The 21,431-nt window shown below is 74.4% G+C and carries 18 protein-coding genes and 2 tRNA genes; 14 read left to right on the forward strand and 6 right to left on the reverse strand.

Features of this window, described 5'->3' with window-relative positions:
* Position 1 precedes the first annotated feature (1 nt).
* The 3 genes from OHA34_RS15135 to OHA34_RS15145 are packed head-to-tail and all read left to right on the forward strand — an operon-like array spanning position 2 to position 2,759.
* Positions 2-757 carry an amidohydrolase family protein gene (locus OHA34_RS15135; protein WP_329521991.1) on the forward strand — a complete coding sequence of 252 codons (756 nt, stop codon included), beginning with the start codon at positions 2-4 and terminating at the stop codon, positions 755-757.
* The gene (locus tag OHA34_RS15140; RefSeq protein WP_285941791.1) at positions 754-1,578 is read left to right on the forward strand and encodes an amidohydrolase family protein; all 825 of its coding nucleotides are present in this window, start codon (positions 754-756) and stop codon (positions 1,576-1,578) included. The genes OHA34_RS15135 and OHA34_RS15140 overlap by 4 nt, the downstream gene beginning before the upstream one ends.
* Positions 1,575-2,759, forward strand: a complete 1,185-nt coding sequence (locus OHA34_RS15145; protein ID WP_329521992.1) for a DegT/DnrJ/EryC1/StrS family aminotransferase — start codon at positions 1,575-1,577, stop codon at positions 2,757-2,759. The genes OHA34_RS15140 and OHA34_RS15145 overlap by 4 nt, the downstream gene beginning before the upstream one ends.
* 35 nt (positions 2,760-2,794) lie before the next feature.
* On the opposite strand, the gene OHA34_RS15150 is transcribed toward OHA34_RS15145, so the two are convergent.
* Positions 2,795-3,766, reverse strand: a complete 972-nt coding sequence (locus tag OHA34_RS15150; protein WP_329521993.1) for an LLM class flavin-dependent oxidoreductase — start codon at positions 3,764-3,766, stop codon at positions 2,795-2,797.
* Positions 3,767-3,840: 74 nt separating this feature from the next.
* Here OHA34_RS15150 and OHA34_RS15155 point away from each other — a divergent pair, with 74 nt between their 5' ends.
* On the forward strand, positions 3,841-4,959 hold the full coding sequence (locus OHA34_RS15155) for a mandelate racemase/muconate lactonizing enzyme family protein (protein WP_285941797.1): 1,119 nt from the start codon (positions 3,841-3,843) through the stop codon (positions 4,957-4,959).
* A gap of 49 nt (positions 4,960-5,008) precedes the next feature.
* Entirely contained in the window at positions 5,009-5,989 is a 981-nt protein-coding gene (locus tag OHA34_RS15160) for a dihydrodipicolinate synthase family protein (protein ID WP_329521994.1), read from the forward strand.
* Here the strand turns inward: OHA34_RS15160 and OHA34_RS15165 are convergent, their stop codons facing one another.
* Together OHA34_RS15165 and OHA34_RS15170 are read right to left on the reverse strand one after the other, a co-directional pair.
* Positions 5,990-6,889, reverse strand: coding sequence for a Gfo/Idh/MocA family protein (locus tag OHA34_RS15165; RefSeq protein ID WP_329521995.1), 900 nt, complete (start codon positions 6,887-6,889; stop codon positions 5,990-5,992).
* On the reverse strand, positions 6,886-8,082 hold the full coding sequence (locus OHA34_RS15170; RefSeq protein WP_285941801.1) for a DegT/DnrJ/EryC1/StrS family aminotransferase: 1,197 nt from the start codon (positions 8,080-8,082) through the stop codon (positions 6,886-6,888). The genes OHA34_RS15165 and OHA34_RS15170 overlap by 4 nt, the downstream gene beginning before the upstream one ends.
* A gap of 198 nt (positions 8,083-8,280) precedes the next feature.
* On the opposite strand from OHA34_RS15170, the gene OHA34_RS15175 reads away from it, so the two are divergent.
* From OHA34_RS15175 to OHA34_RS15195, 5 genes are all read left to right on the forward strand, one after another.
* A complete protein-coding gene (locus OHA34_RS15175; RefSeq protein WP_285941803.1) occupies positions 8,281-9,510 on the forward strand; it encodes a hypothetical protein in 1,230 nt (409 codons plus the stop codon).
* A 171-nt stretch (positions 9,511-9,681) separates the two neighbouring features.
* Positions 9,682-10,236, forward strand: coding sequence for an ATP-binding protein (locus OHA34_RS15180; RefSeq protein WP_285941804.1), 555 nt, complete (start codon positions 9,682-9,684; stop codon positions 10,234-10,236).
* Positions 10,233-11,084, forward strand: a complete 852-nt coding sequence (locus OHA34_RS15185) for an SAM-dependent methyltransferase (protein WP_329521996.1) — start codon at positions 10,233-10,235, stop codon at positions 11,082-11,084. The genes OHA34_RS15180 and OHA34_RS15185 overlap by 4 nt, the downstream gene beginning before the upstream one ends.
* A 243-nt stretch (positions 11,085-11,327) precedes the next feature.
* Entirely contained in the window at positions 11,328-12,305 is a 978-nt protein-coding gene (locus tag OHA34_RS15190) for a hypothetical protein (RefSeq protein ID WP_285941806.1), read from the forward strand.
* 27 nt (positions 12,306-12,332) lie between these two features.
* Complete coding sequence (locus tag OHA34_RS15195) at positions 12,333-13,115, forward strand: class I SAM-dependent methyltransferase (protein ID WP_285941808.1); 783 nt, start codon at positions 12,333-12,335, stop codon at positions 13,113-13,115.
* Between the two features lie 166 nt (positions 13,116-13,281).
* Here the strand turns inward: OHA34_RS15195 and OHA34_RS15200 are convergent, their stop codons facing one another.
* From OHA34_RS15200 to OHA34_RS15210, 3 genes are all read right to left on the reverse strand, one after another.
* Positions 13,282-14,544 carry a cytochrome P450 gene (locus OHA34_RS15200; RefSeq protein WP_285941810.1) on the reverse strand — a complete coding sequence of 421 codons (1,263 nt, stop codon included), beginning with the start codon at positions 14,542-14,544 and terminating at the stop codon, positions 13,282-13,284.
* Positions 14,545-14,631: 87 nt separating this feature from the next.
* Positions 14,632-16,464: an asparagine synthase-related protein gene (locus OHA34_RS15205; protein ID WP_285941812.1), complete on the reverse strand. Its 1,833-nt coding sequence runs from the start codon at positions 16,462-16,464 to the stop codon at positions 14,632-14,634.
* A gap of 159 nt (positions 16,465-16,623) precedes the next feature.
* A complete protein-coding gene (locus OHA34_RS15210) occupies positions 16,624-17,325 on the reverse strand; it encodes a DNA-binding response regulator (RefSeq protein ID WP_285941815.1) in 702 nt (233 codons plus the stop codon).
* 252 nt (positions 17,326-17,577) lie between these two features.
* Here OHA34_RS15210 and OHA34_RS15215 point away from each other — a divergent pair.
* The 4 genes from OHA34_RS15215 (at position 17,578) to OHA34_RS15230 (ending at position 21,378) form a co-directional block, all read left to right on the forward strand.
* Positions 17,578-17,652, forward strand: a tRNA-OTHER gene (locus OHA34_RS15215).
* Between the two features lie 32 nt (positions 17,653-17,684).
* A complete protein-coding gene (locus OHA34_RS15220) occupies positions 17,685-19,430 on the forward strand; it encodes an ankyrin repeat domain-containing protein (protein ID WP_329521997.1) in 1,746 nt (581 codons plus the stop codon).
* Positions 19,431-19,514: 84 nt separating this feature from the next.
* Positions 19,515-19,586, forward strand: a tRNA-OTHER gene (locus tag OHA34_RS15225).
* A gap of 37 nt (positions 19,587-19,623) precedes the next feature.
* The gene (locus OHA34_RS15230) at positions 19,624-21,378 is read left to right on the forward strand and encodes an ankyrin repeat domain-containing protein (RefSeq protein ID WP_329521998.1); all 1,755 of its coding nucleotides are present in this window, start codon (positions 19,624-19,626) and stop codon (positions 21,376-21,378) included.
* Positions 21,379-21,431: the final 53 nt, after the last annotated feature.

Raw genomic sequence — 21,431 nt, forward strand, 5'->3', positions numbered from 1 at the left:
CGTGCGGACCGTCATCGACGTCAACCGGATCCTCGGACCGATCCCGACCGGCGAGGTGCCGAGCGCGGACGCGCCCGGTCTGATCGCCGAGCTGGACCGGCTGCGGATCGACCGGGCGTGCGCCGTCCACGCGCACGCGCTGTACTACGACCCCGTCTCCGCGCACGGCGCCTCCCAACACGGCGCCTCCTCACACGGGGATGCCCAACCGGCCGGGACGGCGGACGCCGGACGCCTCGTCCACGTGCCGGTGCTGGTGCCGGGGCCGCTCGGCACCGGCGCCGGCACCGGCCGGCTGGTCCGGCTGTGCCCGGCCGAGCACCGCTTCGCGCTGGCCGGCCCGCACGGGCTGGCCCTCGCGGGCGAGGTCGCCGACCGGGGCGGCGGCGTGCTGCTCGGCTGGGAGTCGGCGCCGGCCGCGGACGTCCACCGGCTCGCGGCGCGGCTGCCCCGGCTCCCCATCGTGCTGATCAACACCGGCTACCGGAGCCTGCGCGAGCTGGCCGACCTGATGGACGCCCATCCCCGGATCGGCGTCGACACCGCCACCCTGAGCGGTCACCTGTCCGTCGAGTGGCTGGCCCGCCGGTACGGGCCGCACCGGGTGCTGTTCGGGACGGGCGCACCGGTGAGCGATGACGCGGGCCCGCGGTTCCAGCTCGACCTGCTGGACCTGCCCGAGGCCGACGTCGACCTGATCGCGGGCGGCAACGCCCGCGCCCTGCTCGGCCTCGCGGACGAGGAGTGGACGGCATGACGGACGGCGACACGACGGAAGGCGGCGCGGTGGAAGGCGGCGCAGTGGACGGCGGCGACGCGTGGCGGGGGCGCGTCATCGACGCGCACGGCCATCTCGGCTCCTGGTTCAACTTCGCCATCCCCGACCCGTCCACCGCGGGACTGCTGTCGGTGATGGACCGCGCCGGGGTCGCCACGATGTGCGTCTCGCACCTGCTGGGCGTCGGCCCGGACGCCCGCGCCGGCAACGCCCTGCTGCTCGCCGAGCTCGCGCGCCGTCCCGGCAGGCTGCTCGGCTACGCCGTCTACGATCCGCACGACCGGCAGGCCCCGGCACGGCTGGCCGAGCTGCTGGACGAGCCCGCGGTGATCGGGGTGAAGCTCCACCCCGACACGCACCAGTACCCGCTGGACGGCCCGGCCTACGCGCCGGCCTTCGCGCTCGCCGCGGACCGCGGCCGGCTCGTGCTCTCCCACGGCGAGCACGGGTCGGCGTGGTCGGACCCGGAGCGGTTCGCGACGGTCGCGGCACGGCACCCCGGCGTCCCGCTGCTGATGGGGCACGCCGGGCTGTGGCCGGCCGGCTTCGACGCGGCGGCGCGGGTGGCGGACCGGTGCCCGAACGTGGTGCTGGAGATCTGCGGATCGCGGATGACCGCCCGGCACCTCGCCCGGCTGGTCGCGACCGCGGGCGCGGACCGCATGGTGTTCGGCTCGGACGCGCTCTTCCTGGACCTGCGGGTCGGGCTCGGCCGGGTCGTGCTCGCGCCGATCGCCCCCGCCGACCGCGACCTGCTCCTGTTCGGCACCATGACCCGGCTTCTGAAGGGAACCCGATGACGCTCGCGCTCGATGGCGGCACCCCGGTCCGGACCGCGGGCTGGCCCGCCTGGCCGCCGCCCGCGACACCCGCGCAGCGCGCGGCGCTGCTGGAGGTGCTGGACGGCGGGGAGTGGGGCGCCACCGGCGGCACCCGGGTCGGCGCGTTCGCGGCGGCGTTCGCCGCGTCCACCGGCGCCCGGCACGGGGTCTGCACGGTGAACGGGACCGTCGCGCTGTTCCTCGCGCTGCGCGCGCTCGGCACCGGGCCCGGCGACGAGGTGATCATCCCCGCGTACACGTTCGTGGCGAGCGCGACGGCGGTGGTGCTCGCGGGCGCGCGGCCGGTGCTCGCCGACGTGACCCCCGGCACCCTGCACCTGGACCCGGACGCGGTCGCCCGGCTGATCGGCCCCCGCACCAAGGCGGTCATGCCGGTGCACCTGGCCGGGGCGCCGGTGCCGCCCGAGCCGCTGGAGGAGCTGGCGCGGGCGCACGGCGTCGCGATCGTCGAGGACGCCGCGCAGGCGCACGGCGCGTCCTGGCGCGGCCGGCCCGCCGGGACGCTCGGCGACGCCGCCTGCTTCAGCTTCCAGTCGAGCAAGGCGATGACGGCAGGCGAGGGCGGGATCGTGGTGACCTCCGATCCGGCGGCGTACGAGCGGCTGTGGTCGCTGCACAACGTGGGGCGGCGGCTGGCGGGCGGCTGGTACGAGCATCCGGAGGTCGGCTGGAACCTGCGGATGACCGAGTTCCAGGCGGCGCTGCTGCTGCCGCAGCTCGACCTGCTGGACGCGCAGATCGCCGCGCGCGAGCGCGCCGCCGGGCTGCTGGCCGGGGAGCTCGCGGGCGTCGGCGGGCTGACCCTGCTGCCCGGTCCGGACGGCACCACCCGGCACACCCGGCACCTCGGCCTGGTGCGGTACGACGCGCGGGAGTTCGGCGGCCGGCCCAAGGCCGACTTCCTGGCCGCGATGGAGGCGGAGGGCGTCCCGCTGGACGCCGGGTACCGGTCGCTGTCGCGTGAGACCGCCCTGCGCCCGCACACCGGCGCGGTGTCCTGCCCGGTGGCCGAGGCGGCGGAGGACTCGGTGGTCTGGCTGCGGCAGAACCTGCTGATGGCCGATGACGGCGCGCTCGCCGACATCGCGACCGCCGCGGCCAAGGTCCGGCGGGCGTTCCGCGCGTCCCGCGCGGCCTGAGCGGCGGGGGACGCGCGGTGCCCGGCGCCGGCGGGTCAGCCGGAGTTCAGCTCGCCGAACGCCTCGATCGCGCGGAGCGCGTCCGCCTGCGGCATCCCGGGCGGCTGGACCCGCAGGACGACGCCGTCGGCGCCCATCGCCTCGTACCGGGCGAGGCGGTCGGCGCACTGCGCGGGCGAGCCGATGACGCCGCGCGCGACGATCTCGTCCCAGCCCTGCGCGTACCGGCCGGCGTCGGCGGAGGTGCGCTTCCAGCCGCCGTAGGCGTCGTAGAGCCCGCGCAGCGGGGCCTCCAGCGCGGTCCGGGCCCGCTGCGAGGACGGTGCGGCGTAGCCCTCGCGGCACACGATGACCTCGGCGCCGAGCGTGCCCGCGCCGCGCGGGAAGCCGCGGTAGGCGGCGATCTTGCCGGGCAGGTCGGCGTCGAGCTCGTTGAACGAGGTCGTCCACCCGTCGCACATCCGCGCCGTCCGCTCCAGCGCGGCCGGCACCCGGCAGCCGTTCCAGAGCCGGGGCCTCGGGTCCTGGACGGGACGGGGCGACAGGAACGCCTCCCGCACCTGGGTGAAGCGGCCGTCGAAGGTGACCTCGTCCTCCGTCCACAGCCGGGTGAGCAGGGTCAGGCACTCCTCGAACCGGGCCACCCGCTCGGCCGGCCCGACACCGTAGAGCGCGAACTCCTCGGGCCGGTAGCCGAGCACGAACCCGGCGGTCAGCCGCCCGCCGGACAGCACGTCGAGGTGCGCGAGCGTCTCGGCGAGCACGACCGGCTGGTAGAGCGGCGCGACGATCCCGGCGGTGGCGAGGCCGATCCGCTCGGTGTGCGCGGCCAGCCAGGTCAGCGAGGTGAGGATCTCGTGGTAGCCGGGCCGGTGCAGGTGCCGTTCGCCGAGGACGACCCAGGAGAATCCGGCCTGCTCGGCCAGCCGCGCCTGCTCGACGGCGTCTTTGAGTGAGGAGCGCTCCGTCGTGTCGCCGTAGAGGTTGAGATAAAGGCCAAGGCGCATGCGTGTCGCCCTCCAGTACGTCCGGACCGTAATCATTTCGGTCCGCGTTTCCGGCCCACCCTAGGAGCTCCCCCGTGAACGTCCCAGTCCCCCCACCCGGCGAGCGCCCGGCGCCCGGCCGCGACCGGATCGTCCGGATCGGCACCCGCGTCGTCCGGGCGCCCTACCGCCGCCCCTTCCAGATCAGCAGCGGCGTCAGCACCGAGCTGATCAGCCTGGTCGCCGAGGTGGAGACCGCGGACGGCGCGATCGGGGTGGGCGAGACCTCGCCGATGACCGCCTACACCGGGGAGACCCTCGCCGGGGTCGCCGCCGCGGTCGAGGGGCACCTGGCGCCCGCGCTGATCGGCCGCGACCCGCTCGACCTCGCCGGCGCCCACCTGGCGATGGACGCGGCGCTGCGCGGCCAGCGGGTCGCCAAGGCGGCCCTGGACATCGCGCTGTACGACCTGGCCGGACGGGTCGCGGGGTGGCCCGTGCACGTGCTGCTCGGCGGGCGGGTCCGGGACCGGGTGCCGATCGCCTGGGTGGTGGGCCTCGGCACGCTCGACGAGATGGCCGAGGAGGCGGCCCGGTACGCCGGGCTCGGCTTCCGGCACATCAAGGTCAAGGGCGGCGAGGACCCCGCCCGCGACCTGGAGACGGTGCGCGCCGTCCGGGCCGCGCTGCCGCCGGATGCCGAGCTGGCCCTGGACGCCAACGAGGGCTATGACGCCTCCACCGCGCTGCCCGCGCTGATCCGGATGGCGGACGCCGGGCTGTCGCTGCTGGAGCAGCCGGTGCCGCACTGGGACCTGGCCGGGATGGCGCGGCTGCGCGAGCGGGTCGGGATCCGGGTGATGGCCGACGAGAGCGTCCAGTCGGCGCAGGACGCCATGGAGATCGTCCGGCGCGGCGCCGCCGACGTGCTGAACATCAAGGTCCTGAAGGTGGGCGGGCTGTACCGGGCGCTGCGGGTCGCGGCGGTCGCGGAGGCGGCCGGGCTGGCGGTCAAGATCGGCTCGATGCCGGAGCTCGGCGTGGCGACCCTCGCCGCGCTGCACCTGGCCGCCGCGCTGCCCGGCGCGACGGTGCCCGCCGACCTCGTGGGGCCGCTCATGGTCCGGGACGAGCCGCTGGCCCCGGCCGCGTTCGCGCGGGCCGACGGGTGGGTCGCCGTGCCGGACGCCCCCGGGCTCGGCCATGCTGTCTGAGCCGGACCCCCGCACGAAAGGCGCTCCACCCATGCAAGGCGCTCCACCGATGCACGACGCTCCACCGGCGCACCACCTCGTCGAACGGCTCCGCGGCACGCTGCTGCCCGCCGTGCTCACCCCGATGGACCCGCACGGCGCCGTGGACCACGGCGCGCTCGCCGGGTACGCCCGGCGGATCGCCGCCGCGCCGATCGGCGGCGTCGCGGTCTGGGCGCACACCGGCCGCGGCCTCTACCTCTCGGACGCCGACCGGGCGCGGGTGCTGCGCGCCTGGCGGGAGGCGACCCCGCTGCCGATCGTGGCGGGGGCGGGCACGCCGCGCTCGCTGACCGGCCCGTCCCTGGCGGAGGCCGCCGACGCCACGGTGGCGATGGCGGTGCGGGCGGCGGAGCTGGGTGCGGACGCGGTGATGGTCTACCCGGTGACCGCGTTCGGCGGCCTGGACGACGGGCCCGCCCGGACGGTGCGGCTGCACGAGCGCGTCGCCGCCGAGACCGGGCTCCCGCTCGTCGGGTTCTACCTGCACGGGGAGGCGGGCGGGTTCCCCTACCCGCCGGACCTCGTCCGCGAGCTGCTCGCCCTGCCCTCGATGCTCGGCATCAAGACCGCGACGCTGGACCGGGCGATCGGCTGCCAGGACGCGCTGTGGGCGGGACGGGGCACCGGCCGGCTCGGCATCACCGGCGAGGACCGGATGTTCGGGCCGTCCCTGATGTGGGGGGCCGACACGGCGCTGGTCGGCATCGCCGCGGCGCGGCCCGAGCTCAGCGCGCGGGTCCTGCGGGCCTGGACCGGCGGCGACCACGCCGCGTTCGTGCGCGCCTCCGAACGGCTCGACCGGTTCGCCGCCGCGACCTTCTACGCGCCGATCGAGGGCTACGTCCAGCGGATGCACTGGGCCGCCGTCCACGACGGCCTGCTGCCGGAGGGCGCCGCGCACGACCCGTACGGTCCCCCGCCGCCCGCGCCGGAGCGCGACCGCGTCATCGCCTGCCTGGAGGAGCTGGACGCCGAGGCCCCGGGCTGATCACCCGCCGGCGAGGGAGCGCGCCGTGACGAGCGCGGCGAGCACCTCGCGGGTCGTCGCCCACGGCACGGCGGGACGTCCGGCGGCGACCCCGGCGAGGAACGCCTCGACCGTCCCGGCGTAGCCGAACGGGTCCGGGCCGGGGGCCGCGCCGTCGAGCCGCACGGTATGGGTGCCCTCGGAGGTGTGCACGGCCGCCTCGTACCACTCCTGCTCGGTGGCGCCGAGGACCTCCACCACGCCGTGGCGGCCGTCCGGCCAGCCGAGCCCGATGACGCCGGTGTCCTCGGAGAGGGAACCGGCGTGCACGCGCGACGCCCGCGCCGCCCAGCGCGCCGTCAGGCCCGTCCCGAGCAGCGCGGAGGCGAGCTCGACACCATGCAGGCCCATGGTGGCCAGGGTGCCGCCGCCGCGCGCCGGATCGTCCAGCCAGCGGCGCTCCGGCGCCAGGTAGGCGTCGATCGCGTGCCGGACCGTCACCCGGACGCCGAGCACGGGCGCGTCCCCGAGCCGCGCGCGGAGCCGGGCGGTCTCCGGCGCGAAGCGCAGCACCGAGGCCGTCGACACCGGGGCCCGCGCGGCCGTGACGACCTCGTCCAGGCGGGCCAGGTCCGCCGCGGTGCCGACGGCGGGCTTGGTGATGAACGCCGGGATCCCCGCTGCGGCGAGCCGCCGGACCACGTCCGGCACGCTAGCCGGGCGGCAGGTGACGATGGCCGCGTCCGGGCGGGCCGCGATGAGCGCGTCCAGGGTCCCGGCCGGACGGGCCCCGGACTCGGCGGCGAACCGGGCGGCGTCCTCGGCCCACACCACCAGGTCGTGGACGCCGCGCTCGCGCAGGAGGCGCGCGTCCATGGCCGGGTGGTAGTCGGTGGCGAGGCCCGCGAACGCCACCCTCATGCCGCGCCGCCCCACCCACGGGCGTGCACCGCGCGCACCGCCTGCGCGATCACGTCGACGTCGTCGGCGGTGTAGCCCTCGTTCCAGTTCAGCACGACCAGCGTCCGGCCGATCAGCCGTTCGGCGTTCGGGCACAGCCCGGCGGGGTACTCGCGGCCCTCCAGGGGGAACCGCGAGGTTCCGTAGACGGGCCCGTCCGCCATCACCGGGTTGGCGTACAGCGGACGGTCCAGGTACCCGGCGATGGCGGGGACGCCCTCGGCGGCGAGCTCCCGCACCCACGCGAGGTTGCCCGGCTCGTCCGGGACGGTGAACGGGAACAGCCACCAGGCGTGGCCCGCCGGGTCGGGCAGGCCGAGTCCGGGCAGGTCCGCCAGCGCGGCCAGGAGCCGCGCCGCCAGGTCCCGCCGCCGTCCGACGACCCCGGCGACCCGGCCGAGCTGGACCCGCGCCACGGCGGCGGCCAGCTCGGTCATCCGGTAGTTCAGCCCGAGCGACAGGTGGACCCGGCCGTGCTCGCGGTCCCAGCCCTTGTCGGCGAACAGCCGCATCCGGGCGGCCAGCTCCGCGTCGGCGGTGATCGCCAGCCCGCCGTCCCCGGAGGTGATGTGCTTGTACTGCTGGAGGCTGAAGCAGGCGATGTGGCCGAGCGTGCCGAGCGGCTCGCCGTCCGGGGTGGCGCCGAGCCACGCCTGCGCGCAGTCCTCGATCAGGAGCAGGCCGTGCCGGTCGGCGAGCGCGCGCAGCGCGGCGGCGTCCGCGGGGGCGCCGAACAGGTGCACCGCGAGGATCGCGCGGGTGCGCGGGGTGATCGCGGCCTCGACCGCGGCCGGGTCGAGATTTCCGGTGGCCGGATCCACGTCCGCGAAGACGGGGACCCCGTTCTGCGCGATGATCGGGGCGATGGAGCCGAAGTCGGAGATCGGGGTGGTGATGACCTCGTCGCCCGGGTCGAGCCGCACGGCGGCGACGGCCAGGTGCAGCGCGGCGGTGCCCGAGCTGCAGGCGACCGCGGACCGGCCGTACAGGTCGGCCATGTCCGCTTCGAGGGCGCGGGTCTCGGTGCCGAAGGTGCTGCACAGCACGGCCGAGTCGAGCACCCGCAGGACGGCGGCGCGCTCCTCCGCGCCGATCGTCCGGCCGCGCGGTTCGAGGACGCCGGGGAACCGCCCGCCGGCCGAGGCTCCGGTCATGTCAACCTCCCGGTTGGTGATGGCCAATTACGGCCCTGGCCGGAACTTAGGACACCGGCGTCAGCCGGTCAAGGGGCGACGGCCACCGCGAAAACCGCACGGCTAGCGGTGCGCTACCCTCCCTTTGAGGACTGGACCTAAAACCAAGGAGCTCAGCATGACCGGTCTCACCCGTCCCGCCCCCGGAGACCTGGGCTGATGCCGGTCACCATCGGGGTCGTCGGCCCGGAGGACCTGGTCCAGCGCGTCACCGCCGTGGGCACCGAGATGAGCGGCGCCACGCTGACCGCCCTGCCGTACCGGCACGAGAGCGAGACGGTCGAGCTGGTCGAGTCGGTCCAGGCCGACGTGACCGCGTTCCTGTTCACCGGCATCGTCCCCTACACCACCGCGACCGGCGCGGGCGTCGTCGACCGCCCGGCGATGTACCTGTCCTACGACGGCGCCACCCTGCTGCGGGTGCTGGTCGAGCTGCTGCGGCTCGGCCACGACGTGACCCGCATCTCGGTCGACACGCTCCAGCGCAGCGAGCTGATGGAGACCCTCACCGAGGCCAAGCTCCCCACCGACCACGTGCACGTGCTGCCGTACCGGCCCGGCCTCGGCTCCGACGACATCGTGGCGTTCCACCGCGCCGCCCGCGACCGGCACGGCGCCCGCGTCGCGATCACCTGCCTGGGCTCGGCGTACCACGTGCTGGAACGCGAGACGCACACCGTCCGGCTCGCGCCGTCCCGGTTCTCGATCCGGTCCACCCTCCAGGCCCTGGTGCTGACCACCATCGGCCGCGAGGTCGGCGACGCCCAGGTCGTGCTCGGCCTGATCGAGCTGCCCGGCGCCGACGAGGGGCTGGCCGCCGACGTGGTCTCCTTCGGCGCCAGCCTGACCCCGCTGCCCGGCGACCGGCACCTGATGGTCACCACCCGCGGCCTGCTCGACCAGGCCACCGCGCAGTTCACCCGGCTGCCCCTGCTCGACCGGCTCGCGGCCCGGCACCCCACCGCGCGGATCGGCTTCGGGGTCGGCCGCACCGCCGCCGAGGCCGAGTCGCTCGCCCGCCGCGCGCTCAACCGCGCCGCGTCGGTCGGCGCCGCCGCCGGGGTGGTGGCGATGGCCGACGACGTCGACATCGTGATCGAGCCGAGCGGCGCCGCGGGCCCGCCGGCCGAGCCCGGCGCCGAGAGCGTCCCGCTGCTGGCCCGCCGCGCGGGGCTCAACACCCAGACCCTCACCCGGCTGCGCGACCTGGTCAGGGAGCGCCCGGACGGGCTGACCGCGCACGACGTCGCCGTCCACCTCGCCGTCCAGCAGCGGACCGCGCGGCGCATCCTCAAGCGGCTCGAGCGGGCCGGGGGCGCCACCCCGCTCGGCAGCCGGCAGCACGGCGGCACCGGCCGCCCGCCCACGGTCTACCGCGTCCACCTGTGAGCCCGACGCCCCCGGAGGGGTGTTTCCGCAGCGTGCCGTAGGGCCATTGCACGCATGCAAGCGACAGTGACTCGACCCCGCGGGCTGCGTAAGAGTGGGAGTTGTGCGAGCAGAAGATCGACGGGCTCCCCTGTCCGCCGTAACTCCCAAGCCCGGCAGGCCATAGCGCTCATGTTCGGATACAGCCCCCCACGGCCACGTGAGACCGCCACCCACGTACGGGACGCGCGCCCCGGACCTCCGGTCCTGACCGCCGTACCCTCCCTCGAACTCTGTAGCCCGGCCGACTGGGACGGCGACGCGGACGGGAACCTCCTTCTGGGGGAGATCGACCTCGCCTCCACCCCGGCCGCCGTCCGCCCGGCCCGCACCTACGTCCGGGAACTCGTCGGCTACCACTTCGCCACGGGCCCGTCCGGGCTCGGCGACCTCCAGCTCCTCACCAGCGAGGCGGTGACCAACTCGGTCCTGCACGCCCGGCCGCTCCGGGACGGGACGATCACGCTCGCGGTGCTGCGCGCCGGCGACCGGGTGCGGGTCGAGGTGATCGACGCCGGGCCGGCCCGGTCCGTGCCGCCCATGCCCGAGGACCCCCTCGCCGTCAGCGGCCGGGGGCTGCACCTGATCGCCGCGATCGCCAGCGGCCACGGCAGCCGCCGCAACGGCGACGGAACGATCACGTTCTGGTTCGAGGCCGACGTCAGCAATGGAAGGTGCGTGCGGTGACCTCGGGATCGGTGCTGAGCAGGAGCCGCCGGGCCGTGCCGGCCCACGCGGGCCGCCGCGCGTCGGCGGGACGTGAGAACCCCGGCGGCGCCGTCGACGCCGCGACGCCCAGCGCCGCCCGGATGTACGACTACATGCTCGGTGGCAAGGACAACTACGCGCCCGACCGCGACCTCGCCGACCGGGCGCTGCTGGCGGCGCCGGTGCTGTCCCGGCTCGTCCGGGTCAACCGGGCCTTCCTGCGCCAGGCCACCCGCCACCTCGCCGGGCAGGCCGGGATCCGGCAGTTCCTGGACATCGGCTGCGGCCTGCCCGCCGGCGACGACGTGGGCCAGACCGTCCGGACGGCCGCCCCGGGCAGCCGGGTCGTCTACGTCGACAACGACCCGATGGTGCTCAGCCACGCGCGGGCGCTGCTGGCCGTCGACGGCGACACCGACGCCGTCGCGGCCGACCTCCGCGACCCCGCCGGGATCGTGCGGCACCCCGAGGTGACCGCGCTGATCGACTTCTCCGAGCCGGTCGGGGTGCTGCTGCTGAGCGTGCTGCACTCCCTCACCGACGCCGACGACCCGCGCGGCATCGTCGCCCGGCTGCTGGCCGGGCTGCCGCCCGGCAGCCACGTGGTGGTCTCCCACGCCGAGCGGACGCCGGGGCTGGACGCGGTCGCCGAGCTGTACCAGGAGGCCGACGTCCCGTTCGCGCCGCGCACCCGGGAGGAGATCGCCGCCCTCTCCGCCGGCCTCGAACCGGTCAGCGCCGACCCGGCGCTCCCGCTCCCCGGCCACGGCCGGCGGATCAACGCGGAGGTCCCCCTGATCGGCTCCATCGGCCGCAAGCCCGCGTGAGGCGGCGGCCCCACATGACGCGCGCGGGACGGCAGGCCGTCCGCACCCTCCCGAACCACCAGGTCGCGGACGCCCCGGCGCCGCCACATGGGCAGATTGCCCTAATTCGCCGTGCTCCGTCCGGCCGTCCCGATATGATCGGTACGCCAACACGTGCCGGTCTTAAGGCGAGCCATGACAGCGGACAGCGAGCCGAAGTCTCTCTCCGAAATCACCAGGGACCTCGGACTCAACATGTCCGATGTGGCGATCTTCTCTGGGCTGGACGAGAGCACCGTGTTCCGGCTGTGGGACAACACCGCGTGGTTGGACCGCATCAGCGGCCGGTCCTTGCAGAGCCTCATGTCGTCGGTGCCGGGAATCGCCGAGTACGCGATGGCGCACTCCCTGCTGAAACGGCGGAACACCCTCGTCGCCGACCTCCAGTCCGAGGGATTGGCCGTCGACCTGCGCACGCTCGCCGATTCGTCCATTCCCCAGCAGCATCTGCTGAACGCACTGGAAGCCGGGCTGCACATCATGCGGGGCGACGCGACGCAGAAGGTGTCGTCCTATCTCGCGCGTTTCTGGGGACGCGAGCAGGACCGCGCGCTGGAGGCGCTCTATTCCACCGAGCCGGGCGAGGGGCTGCTGGCCGATCCGCGGAAGCTCTTCGACTCCTCGATCGAGCTGGCGCCCCGGCTGAACCGCAAGACCTACTCGTTCCATTCCATCCTGGCACTCAACATCATCACCCACCAGGTGAGCAAGGTGACCGACGCGCTGGACACCGACCTGGCCTTCCAGGTCCCCGGCCGGCAGACCGCGTTCATGATGCGGGGCGTGGTGATGGGATCGCTGATCAGCTCCAACGACCTGGAACTGGCCGAGCGCTACCGCCGGGAACTGGAGACCACCCCGGTGTACGCGGCGCTGGAGGAATGGTCGTTCCCGACCTATGCCAGGGACGGCCGGATCAGTTCCGACTTCGCGCTCCCGAACTCGCTCCCGCTGAACAACACCGCGCGCGAAGTGATCCGCGAGATCACCAGTTACAATGACGCCTACCTGTACTATCTGACCTCGACGTACATTCCCCTCGCACTGCAACGCGACCCCACGTTCGGGTCGCGGATCACCGAGCTGATAACGACGCTCGAACGGCGCGGGGCCGAATGTCTCGACCGAAGAGTCCGAGAAACCTGCGACCAGCTGGTGACAAAACTCAAAGGCATGGTGTGAGCCGTGCCGTGAACAAGAGGGGGGCCGGTGGACGACGCTAGCCGAGCGGTCGCGAAGCTCACGCGCGAGCGCTGGGAGGCCAATGCGGAGTACTGGGTCAAGGTCATCCGGGAGCGGCGCGACCGGTACCGCACCGAGCTGACCGACCAGGCCGTCCTCGACGCGATCGGCCCGTGCAAGGGCCTGCGGATCCTGGACGCGGGGTGCGGCGAGGGCTACCTGGCCCGGGCGCTCGCGGCGCAGGGCGCCGACGTCGTCGGCATCGACGCCTCGCAGGGCCTGATCGACGCGGCCCAGGACGGGCCCGCGGACGAGGAGCCCCCCGGCGGCCCGGCCGGCTCGGTCTCGTTCGCCCGCGCGAGCGTCGACGCGATGCCGGTCGCCGACCAGGACTTCGACCTGGTGGTCTGCAACCACCTGTTCAGCCACCTGCACGACCCCTCGGGTGCTATCCACGAGTTCGGCCGGGTGCTGCGGAGCGGCGGCCGGCTGGTCATCCTCACCCTGCACCCGTGCTTCTACATCGAGGACACCGAGCACGGCGCGACGGGCAGCGTGCCGGCCGCGCAGTACTTCGCCGCGCGCGGCGTCGACCAGCGCTTCCAGGTCGACGGGCTGGAGTCCCCGTCGATGATCACCTCCTGGCTGCGGCCACTGGAGTTCTACTCTGGAACGCTCCGAGACGCCGGGTTCGTCATCGCCGACCTGCGCGAGCCGCACCCCACCGCCGAGCAGGTGGAGAACGACCCCTGGTGGCGCGAGGGCTTCCCGACCGCCATGTTCATGCTCCTGGTCGCCGAGCGCCGCTGACCCGGCCCGGCCGGCCCGAGCCGGCGCGGCGTGACGCCCGGCCCGAGTCGGACCGGGCGTCACGCCGCACCCCGCACCCCGCACACCACACCCCGCACACCACACCCCGCGCGCCGCCCCGCACCGCGCACGCCGCATCCCGCTCGTCCGGCCGCGGGCGCCGCCGCTACCAGCTCACCGGGAGCGCGGCGACGCCCTGCAACCCGCCGGGCCCCTTGAGCGGGAGCCGCGCGGCCGGGGCCGTCAGGCGCAGACCGGGGATCCGGCGGAACAGCGCGGAGAGGGCGACCTCCAGTTCCAGCCGCGCGAGGTTCTGCCCGAGGCACTGGTGGACGCCGTGGCCGAACGCGAGGTGGTGCCGGGCCGCGCGGCCCGCGTTCAGCACGTCGGGGTCGGGGAACGCGGCGCGGTCGCGGTTGGCCGCGGCGGGCAGCAGCAGCACGCCGTCACCGGCCCGGATGACCCGTCCGCCGATCACGATGTCGGCGAGGGCGGACCGCAGGATCGTCTCGGGGACGGTCAGGAACCGCAGCAGCTCCTCGACCACCGCGGGCGCCGCGCCCGGCCCGGACCGCATCAGCGCGAGCTGGTCGGGGTGCCCGAGCAGGGCCGGGACCGACAGCGCGATCGTGTTCGCGGTCGTCTCGTGCCCGGCGACCACGATCATCACGCACATCGCGGCCAGCTCGGCCCGCGTCACCCGGCCGCGGCCGTCGCCCATGACCAGGTGGCCGAGCAGCCCGCCGCCGGGACGGGTCGCGAGCAGCCGGTCGAAGTAGCCGCGCAGCTCGGTCAGCGCCGGGCCCGCCTGCCCCTTGTCGAGGACGGCGGCGTCGGCGCGCTCGCGGAAGTAGGCGTGGTCGGCCCACGGCAGCCCGAACAGGTGGCCGAGCGCCATCGAGGGCAGCGGGACGGCGAAGCCGGGCACCAGGTCGGCGGGCGGGCCCGTCTCGAGCAGCCGGTCGAGGAGGTGGTCGGCGTCCTTCTCGATCAGCGGGCGCAGCGCGCGGATCCTGCGGACGCTGAACGCGGGGATCGCGATCCGCCGGTGGACGGCGTGCACGGGCTCGTCCATCTCGACGAACGTGCGCACCGGCCGCTCGGCCCCGGGCTCGGGCTCCCGGCGGGCGGGCCGCCCGTCCGGGACCGGGCGGAGGCGGGGGAAGCCCGGCTTGGCGGGGTCCGACGAGACGCGCGAGTCGGCGAGCAGCGAGCGGATCTCGGCGTGGCCGGTCACCGCCCACACCGCGGTGCCGTCCGGCAGCATGACCCGCGCGACGGGCCCGATGCGGCCGAGCCGGGCGAACCCGTCGGGCGGCCGGTCCGGGCGCGTCCTCGCCATCGGGTACGCGACCGGCCGGCCGGTATGGACGTCCGCCCGAGGCACGGGCACCTCGCGCGGGGGCGGCGGCACCTCCTTCCGCGGCACGGGGTCCTCCTCGCTGGGGGTGGCGGGCGGGACGGTCATGGGCGGGCCGGACCGGTCGCGCCGCGGCCGGCCGGGGTCTCTGGGACGTCAGGGGTCGGTGCGCGCACGCGGTTCCTCACTCTGCTCGCGGAGCCATATCTCGGATCCGATGGTGGGCTCGATCCGGCGGCGCGGCGTCCGGACATCGACCGGCCCGTGCACGGCCGCGCGCAGGGCGGACCGGTCGACCAGGCCGAGCTCGGCCAGCCGGGAGCCGTCGGCCAGCCCGGCGAGCTGGCCGCGGTGCCTCCGGCCGCCCAGCACGGCGGCGGCGGTGCCGGACGACCGGGTCACCCGGCCGAGCACGGCCGCGGGGACGACGCCGCGCATCGCCTCGACCAGCACCGGCTTGTGGCGGACGGGGTCGTTGCGGACGGCCGGGCGGACGGCCAGCGCGGCGGCCAGCACCCGGTCGTCGAAGAACGGCATGCCGAGCCGGACGCCCTGCCGGTCGGCGAGCTGCTCGAAGCCGCGTTTGGCCTGCGCGCCCGCGCACGCGCCCGCGAGCAAAAGGTGCAGCCCGGGGTCGTCGGCGAGCAGCCGGGGCTCGCCCGCGGCGGCGAGGAGCAGGTCGCGCACCGCGGCCACCGCGTCGGGCGCCACCCAGGCCGGCAGCACCGCGCGGCTCCCCCAGCCGGTGACGGCGGACGGGTCGGCGGCGGCGTCCAGCCCGGCGGCCGTGGCCCGCAGCCACGCCGAGTACGACCGCTCGCCCAGCAGCCGCAGGCCGACTCGCGCGGGCGACCACCCGTCCCTGGCGGCGGCCCTCAGGTGCCGGAACCCCTCCACGGGACGGCGCCGGAGCAGCGTGCGCTGCCAGGGCGGGGCGGGCACGCACATCTCGTCGCCGCCGAGGCCGGTGAGGTGGGCCTGCGGGAGGTGCTCGGCACCCCGCCCGAGCAGGTAGGCGAAGCGCCGCTGGTGGTGCACGAAGGCGAACGGCTCGTCGAAGCCGCCGCGGGCCGAGAGGATGCCGTCGTACACCAGCGGGCTGTCGCCGGCGGGTACGATCTCGTGCCCGATCCGGTGACCGGCGCGGCGCAGCCCGGCGATCGTCTCCTCGGCCCACGGCACATCGTCGTCGACCGGGACGGGCTGGGCCGCGGTCAGCGCGACGACGTCGGCCCCGGCTCGCGCCGCGAGCGAGCAGACGGCGCTGGAGTCGAACCCGCTCAGGTCGGCGACGACGGTGCGGCCCGGCGTGACCCGCGCGGCCACCGCGCCGCCGAGCGCCGTCCTCAGCCGCCCGGCGGCCTCGGTGACCGGCAGGTCTGGCACGGGCGGGCTCCACCACCGGGCCTCGCGCGGCGCGTCCCGTCCGGACAGCAGCAGGTAGTGGCCGGGCAGGACGGGCTGGACGCCCGTCCACACCGAGTCCCAGACGAGCGGCCACGGCGGGCCCGGGAACAGCAGCCGGACCGCGACGCGCGCCGGGTCGACGGCCGCGCCCGCGAGCGCGGCCAGCACGGCCGCCCGGTCCCCGGCCACCGGCACGCCGTTCACCGCGCACCGGTAGACGCGCCGCAGCCCCGACGCGGTGCCCTGGACGCGGACCTTGCCGCCGGCCGTCGCCACCACGTGCGCGCTGCCGTCCAGCCGCTCCTGGACCTCGCCCAGGCCGTGCACGGTGCTGAGGCGCGCCGCGTGCGCCGACAGCGCCTCGGCGGTCATCGAGAAGGTGCCCATGAGCGCGATCGCGGAGTCGGCCCCGCGCCCCACCAGGGGACGGCGGCCCCGCCAGTCGCCGAGCAGCCAGGGCCGGCCGGAGGGGTGCCGGATCTCCTCGGCCCGCGGGTGCGCGGCGCGCAGGGCCCGCACCACCGGCAGCGCGTCGCCGGTGTCCGGCAGGACGACGAACCATGGGGCGGCCGGTCGGGACACGGTGCTGCCCTCCTCATCTCCAGCGCCGGACGTTCACGAGAACGCGCCGGAATTCGCCTCCCCGTCCCGCTATTCCCTCGGCCATCGTAGAAGGGCGCCGATGAATCCGATGACGGTCATTCGCCCCACATCTGAGCGGTAATGGGTGCGCCGCGCGGGTCAGAGATCGTCGAGCCGGAGCAGGCCGTCCTGAAGGGCGCGCACCATCAGGGACGCTTTCGTCGACGCCGGGCGGCCGACGTCGGCGTACTTGATCCGGGCGCGGTCGATATAGGTGCTCACCGAGCGCGGGGTGAGATTCAGCCTGCCCGCGGCGACCGTCTTGGATTCGCAGCGGAGCCATTCGACGAGCACGTCCGACTCCCGGGGCGACAGGCGCGGGCGGCGGTGCCGCTCCGTGCCCCCCGCCCTCTGGAGGCCATCGGCGGCGGGCTGCGCGGGGGGTGAGGGCGCGGCGCGCGGACGGGGCACGAGCGGCTTCCGGGGACGCGCCCTGGCCGCCGCGCGGATGGCCCCGACCAGGCTGTCGGAGCCCGCGGCCTTGTCCAGGACGGCGGACGCCCCGAGGTCCAGGCAGGTCCGCGCGGTCCCCGGGGCCGTGCACGTGGTGTAGACGACGACGCGGCGCCCGCTCTCGGCGAGGCGCCGCACGTCGGCGAGGGCGGGGACGGCCAGGCACGGGTCCAGGACCACGACGTCGGCCCGCTCGCCCCGGCCGGTCCAGGCGACCCCGGTGTGCGAGCCGGCGGCGACGACCCGGACCGGCGGGTCGGCCGACGCGCACCACGCGCTGACGCCGGCGACGACGGCGGGGTGACGGTCGATGACCACCACCGAGACATATACCCGGTAATTCGACATTGAGCACCTATACGATCGATGATTACCTCGCGAATTCAATGAATCCCCATCATCATCATCGAAACGAGTGGCCGCGCGGAATTCCTCGAAATCGAGGATCTCCGAAAGAAAGGATCGTCTTCCTCAAGGGCCACCCTGATATATGCCGGTTCCCTCGGGAACGGCGCCGCCGCCCGCACCGCCGGGACCGGTCCGGCGAGATCATCGCTTCGGGCGCGGGCCGTCGTTGGTGATCGCTAGCCTGGTGCAGGCAAGGTCGTAGCGCAGAGGTCGTCGCGCCTTACAGCGGGTTGGAGGACGCCGGTTCGAATCCGGCCGGCCTTGCCACCTTCTTCTTCCCCGAAGCCCCGAGGAGCGCGGTGTCCAAGTCCCGTCCGCCGCACGAGATGTCGCGGTTGCAGCGCATCCGGCGATACGCCGTGCCGCGGTGGATGATCGAGCAGGCCACCGAACGCCGCCTCGCCGGCGACTGGCAGGGCGCCTGCGCGACGGCCCGCGTCAAGGTGAACTTCGACCTCGCCGACATCACCGCCCTGCATGGCAAGGAGGTCACCGCCGAACTGGAGGACGATCTCCGCCACCTCGCGCCGGACCTGCTGCGCTGGCACCTGCCCCGGGTGGGGGCGGGGCGCACGACGATCACGCCCACCCAGACCTTCGTCCTGCGCAAGCCGGGCGAGGACGGCTTCCCGCAGCTGTACGTCACGACGCCGCCCTGGAGCGTGCACGGACCGCAGCGGCTGACGCTGCACTTCGGCACCGCCACCCCGGCGGGCCGCTACAGCTATGAGACCGACTGGCGCTACTGCGCGTTCTGGCGCGGCCTTATGCATGACTGGACGACCTCCCGATACCTCTGGGACGTGCGACACGCATCCGAACTGCGCGACCGGTCCGGCGGCGACCACGAGCGCGCGCCCTTCTTCGACCCGGACGGCACGCCACGCGCCTCACGCACCCCCCGACCTCTGGACGACCGTCCCTGGACCGCGCCCGAGCGCACCGAGCGGATCATCGAGCTGCACGAGCGGGGCGAGGTCGAGGCGGCTTTCAGCGCGGCGGGCATCGAGCTCGACACCACGCCGCTCAAGCTGAAATGGGCCAGGGTCGATGAGCTCGATCCGCTCGACGCCTTGGTGCGGATGCCGCTGGCGCTGACCCGGCTCGAACCGGAGATGCGGCGTCAAGCCGAAGCCGAGGCCGGCACCGTGGACGACATCAAACGCTTCCAGATCCCGCACAACCAGTACTCCGCGATCCTGCTCGAACCAGGGGGGCCGAGCGGCCCGCGGGTCCGGCTGATCGGCATCACGCCCAGCTTCGGCATCGCGGTCCTGCCGGAGGCGTGCTGGCGGCGGCTGCCGGATCTCGACCTGATGCGGGGCGGCGACACACCCGCCGAGCACCTGCACCCACTCGTCCGGGACGCACTGTTCCCCGACCACCCGTCCGCCGGCGGGCCGGGCGGCCCGCCGGGGCCCGAACTCCCCTCCCCCGTCCGCGTCCGCTGCCACGGCGAATGGCACGAAGTGACCTCCCGCGACGGCATCCTCGACATCCCCCACACCCAAGACGAAAAACAACGCGAACAAGCACTACGCGCGTTCGGCGGCGATCACGCCGGATGCTTCGCCGTCCAAGAAGCATGGAGAACCGGCAAGGGCCGCCTGCCACGAGCGCTCAACGACCAACGACGCGAACTGTTCACCCGCGCCCTGCACGGCGACACCCCCGGAGTACTCCAACTCCTCGATGCAGGCGTCGAACCGCACGCACGCAACAGGCGACAACGCACCCTCCTCCACATGCTGCACCTCCTCGACCACAAGGAGCTGCTGCCCCGCCTCCTCGCCGCCGGACTCGACATCAACGCCAGAGACGAAGAACAACGCACACCACTGTTCGTCGCAGTCGGCGACGGCGGCTCGGCGACGCTCATCCAAGACCTCCTCACCGCAGGCGCCCGCATCGACGTGCTCTGCGAGATCCACAAAGAGGAGTTGTCACTACTGCGACTACTCAAAATCCACTATCGCGAGGAGGAGCTGGCGTTCCTGCACAACCGGATTCTCACCGAGCACCCGGAACTCGCCGAGGAGGAGTGACCCCGTCCCGGAAGTTCCCCGGGACGACAAGATCACCATTTCGGGCGCGGGCCGTCGTCGGTGATCGCTAGACTGGGTGCAGGCAAGGCTGTAGCGCAGAGGTCGTCGCGCCTTACAGCGGGTTGGAGGACGCCGGTTCGAATCCGGCCGGCCTTGCCGCCTTCTCTTCCCCCGGCAGTCTTCGAGGAGTGCGGTGCCGACTCCGGTGTCCAAGTCCCGTCCACCGGACGAGATGTCGCGGTTGCGGCGCATCCGGCGATACGCCGTGCCGCGGTGGATGATCGAGCAGGCCACCGAACGCCGCCTGGCCGGTGACTGGCAGGGCGCCTGCGCCGCCGCCCGGGTCAACGTGGACTTCGACCTGGCCGACGTGGCGGCACAGCACGGCCAGGACATCGCCGCCGAACTAGAGGACGACCTTCACCACCTCGCGCCGGACCTGCTGCGCTGGCACCTACCCCGAGTAGAGCGGGGCCGCACAACGATCACCCCCACCCAGACCATCGTCCTGCGCAAGCCGGGCGAGAACGGCCTGCCGCAGCTGTATCTCACCACGCCGCCCTGGAGCGTGCACGGACCGCAGCGGCTGACGCTGCACTTCGGCAGCGTCCAGGCGTCTGACATGTGGCTTGAGACCGATTGGCGCTACTGCGCGTTCTGGCGTGACGTCGTGCAGGACTGGACCACGTCCCGGCACCTGTGGGACGTCCGGCATACATCCGAGCTGCGCGAACGGTCGGGCGGCGACGCCGAGCGCACGCCGTTCTTCAACCCGGACGGAACAGCACGCCCCCCGCACACCCCGGACGACCGTCCCCTGACCACGCCCGAGCGCACCGAGCGGATCACCGAGCTCCACGAGCGGGGCGAGGTCGAGGCGGCCTTCGCCGCGGCGGGCATCGAACTCGACACCGCACCACTCGAACTGGCTTCGTGGGCCAGCGTCCCCAAGCTCGATCCGCTCGACGTCTTCGGGCGGATGCCGCTGGCGCTGACCCGGCTCGAACCGGAGATGCGGCGCCTCGCCGAAGCCCGGGCCGGCACCGCGAACGTCAAACGCTTCTGGATTCCGCACACCCAGCACTCCACGATCCTGCTCGAACCGGGAGAATCAAGCGGCCTGCGGGTCCAGCTGATCGACTACGAGGGTGACGAACCGGACGACTCCACCATGCTGCTTCCCGAGGCGCACTGGCGGCGGCTGCCGGATCTCGACCTGATGCGGGGCGGCGACACACCCGCCGAGCACCTGCACCCACTCGTCCGGGACGCACTGTTCCCCGACCACCCGTCCGCAGGCGGGCCGGGCGGCCCGCCGGGACCCGAGCTCCCCTCCCCCGTCCGCGTCCGCTGCGGCCGTGAATGGCACGAAGTGGCGTCTCGCGACGGCGTCCTCGACATTCCGCACAGCCAGGACGAGGTGCAGCGTGAGCAGGCGCTACGCGCGTTCGGCGGCGCCAACGCCGGCTGCTTCGCCGTCCAGGAAGCATGGACGTCCGGTAGGGGCCGCCTGCCGCGAGCCCTCAACGACCAGCGGCGGGAGCTGTTCAGCCGCGCCCTGCACGGCGACACTCCCGGCGTACTCCAACTCCTCGACGCGGGCGTTGATCCACACGCCCGCAACGGACGGCAACGCACCCTCCTTCACATGCTGCACCTTCTCGACCACGAGGAGCTACTGCCCCGCCTCCTGGCCGCCGGACTCGACATCAACGCCAGGGACGAGGAGGAACGCACGCCGCTGTTCGTGGCGGTCGGCGACGGCGGCTCAGCGAAACTCGTCCAGGACCTGATGACCGCAGGCGCCCGCATCGACGTGCTCTGCGAGATCCACGACGAGGAGTTGTCGCTACTGCGACTACTCGAAATCCAGATGCGTGAGGACGAGCTGGAGTTCCTGAACGAACGGATCCTCACCGAGCACCCGGAACTCGCCGAAGAGGAGTGACCCCGTCCCGACGGACGGGCACGATCCCTCCACCCACGGCAGCTTGCCGTTCT

The sequence above is a fragment of the Spirillospora sp. NBC_01491 genome (assembly GCF_036227065.1).
Taxonomy (GTDB): domain Bacteria; phylum Actinomycetota; class Actinomycetes; order Streptosporangiales; family Streptosporangiaceae; genus Spirillospora; species Spirillospora xylanilytica.

Coding starts and splice junctions, on each gene's coding strand:
- OHA34_RS15165 (WP_329521995.1), bottom strand. CDS start 6,889: ATGAGGGTGGCGTTCGCGGGCCTCGCCACCGACTACCACCCGGCCATG.
- OHA34_RS15160 (WP_329521994.1), top strand. CDS start 5,009: ATGCACGACGCTCCACCGGCGCACCACCTCGTCGAACGGCTCCGCGGC.
- OHA34_RS15175 (WP_285941803.1), top strand. CDS start 8,281: ATGCCGGTCACCATCGGGGTCGTCGGCCCGGAGGACCTGGTCCAGCGC.
- OHA34_RS15170 (WP_285941801.1), bottom strand. CDS start 8,082: ATGACCGGAGCCTCGGCCGGCGGGCGGTTCCCCGGCGTCCTCGAACCG.
- OHA34_RS15145 (WP_329521992.1), top strand. CDS start 1,575: ATGACGCTCGCGCTCGATGGCGGCACCCCGGTCCGGACCGCGGGCTGG.
- OHA34_RS15140 (WP_285941791.1), top strand. CDS start 754: ATGACGGACGGCGACACGACGGAAGGCGGCGCGGTGGAAGGCGGCGCA.
- OHA34_RS15180 (WP_285941804.1), top strand. CDS start 9,682: ATGTTCGGATACAGCCCCCCACGGCCACGTGAGACCGCCACCCACGTA.
- OHA34_RS15210 (WP_285941815.1), bottom strand. CDS start 17,325: ATGTCGAATTACCGGGTATATGTCTCGGTGGTGGTCATCGACCGTCAC.
- OHA34_RS15150 (WP_329521993.1), bottom strand. CDS start 3,766: ATGCGCCTTGGCCTTTATCTCAACCTCTACGGCGACACGACGGAGCGC.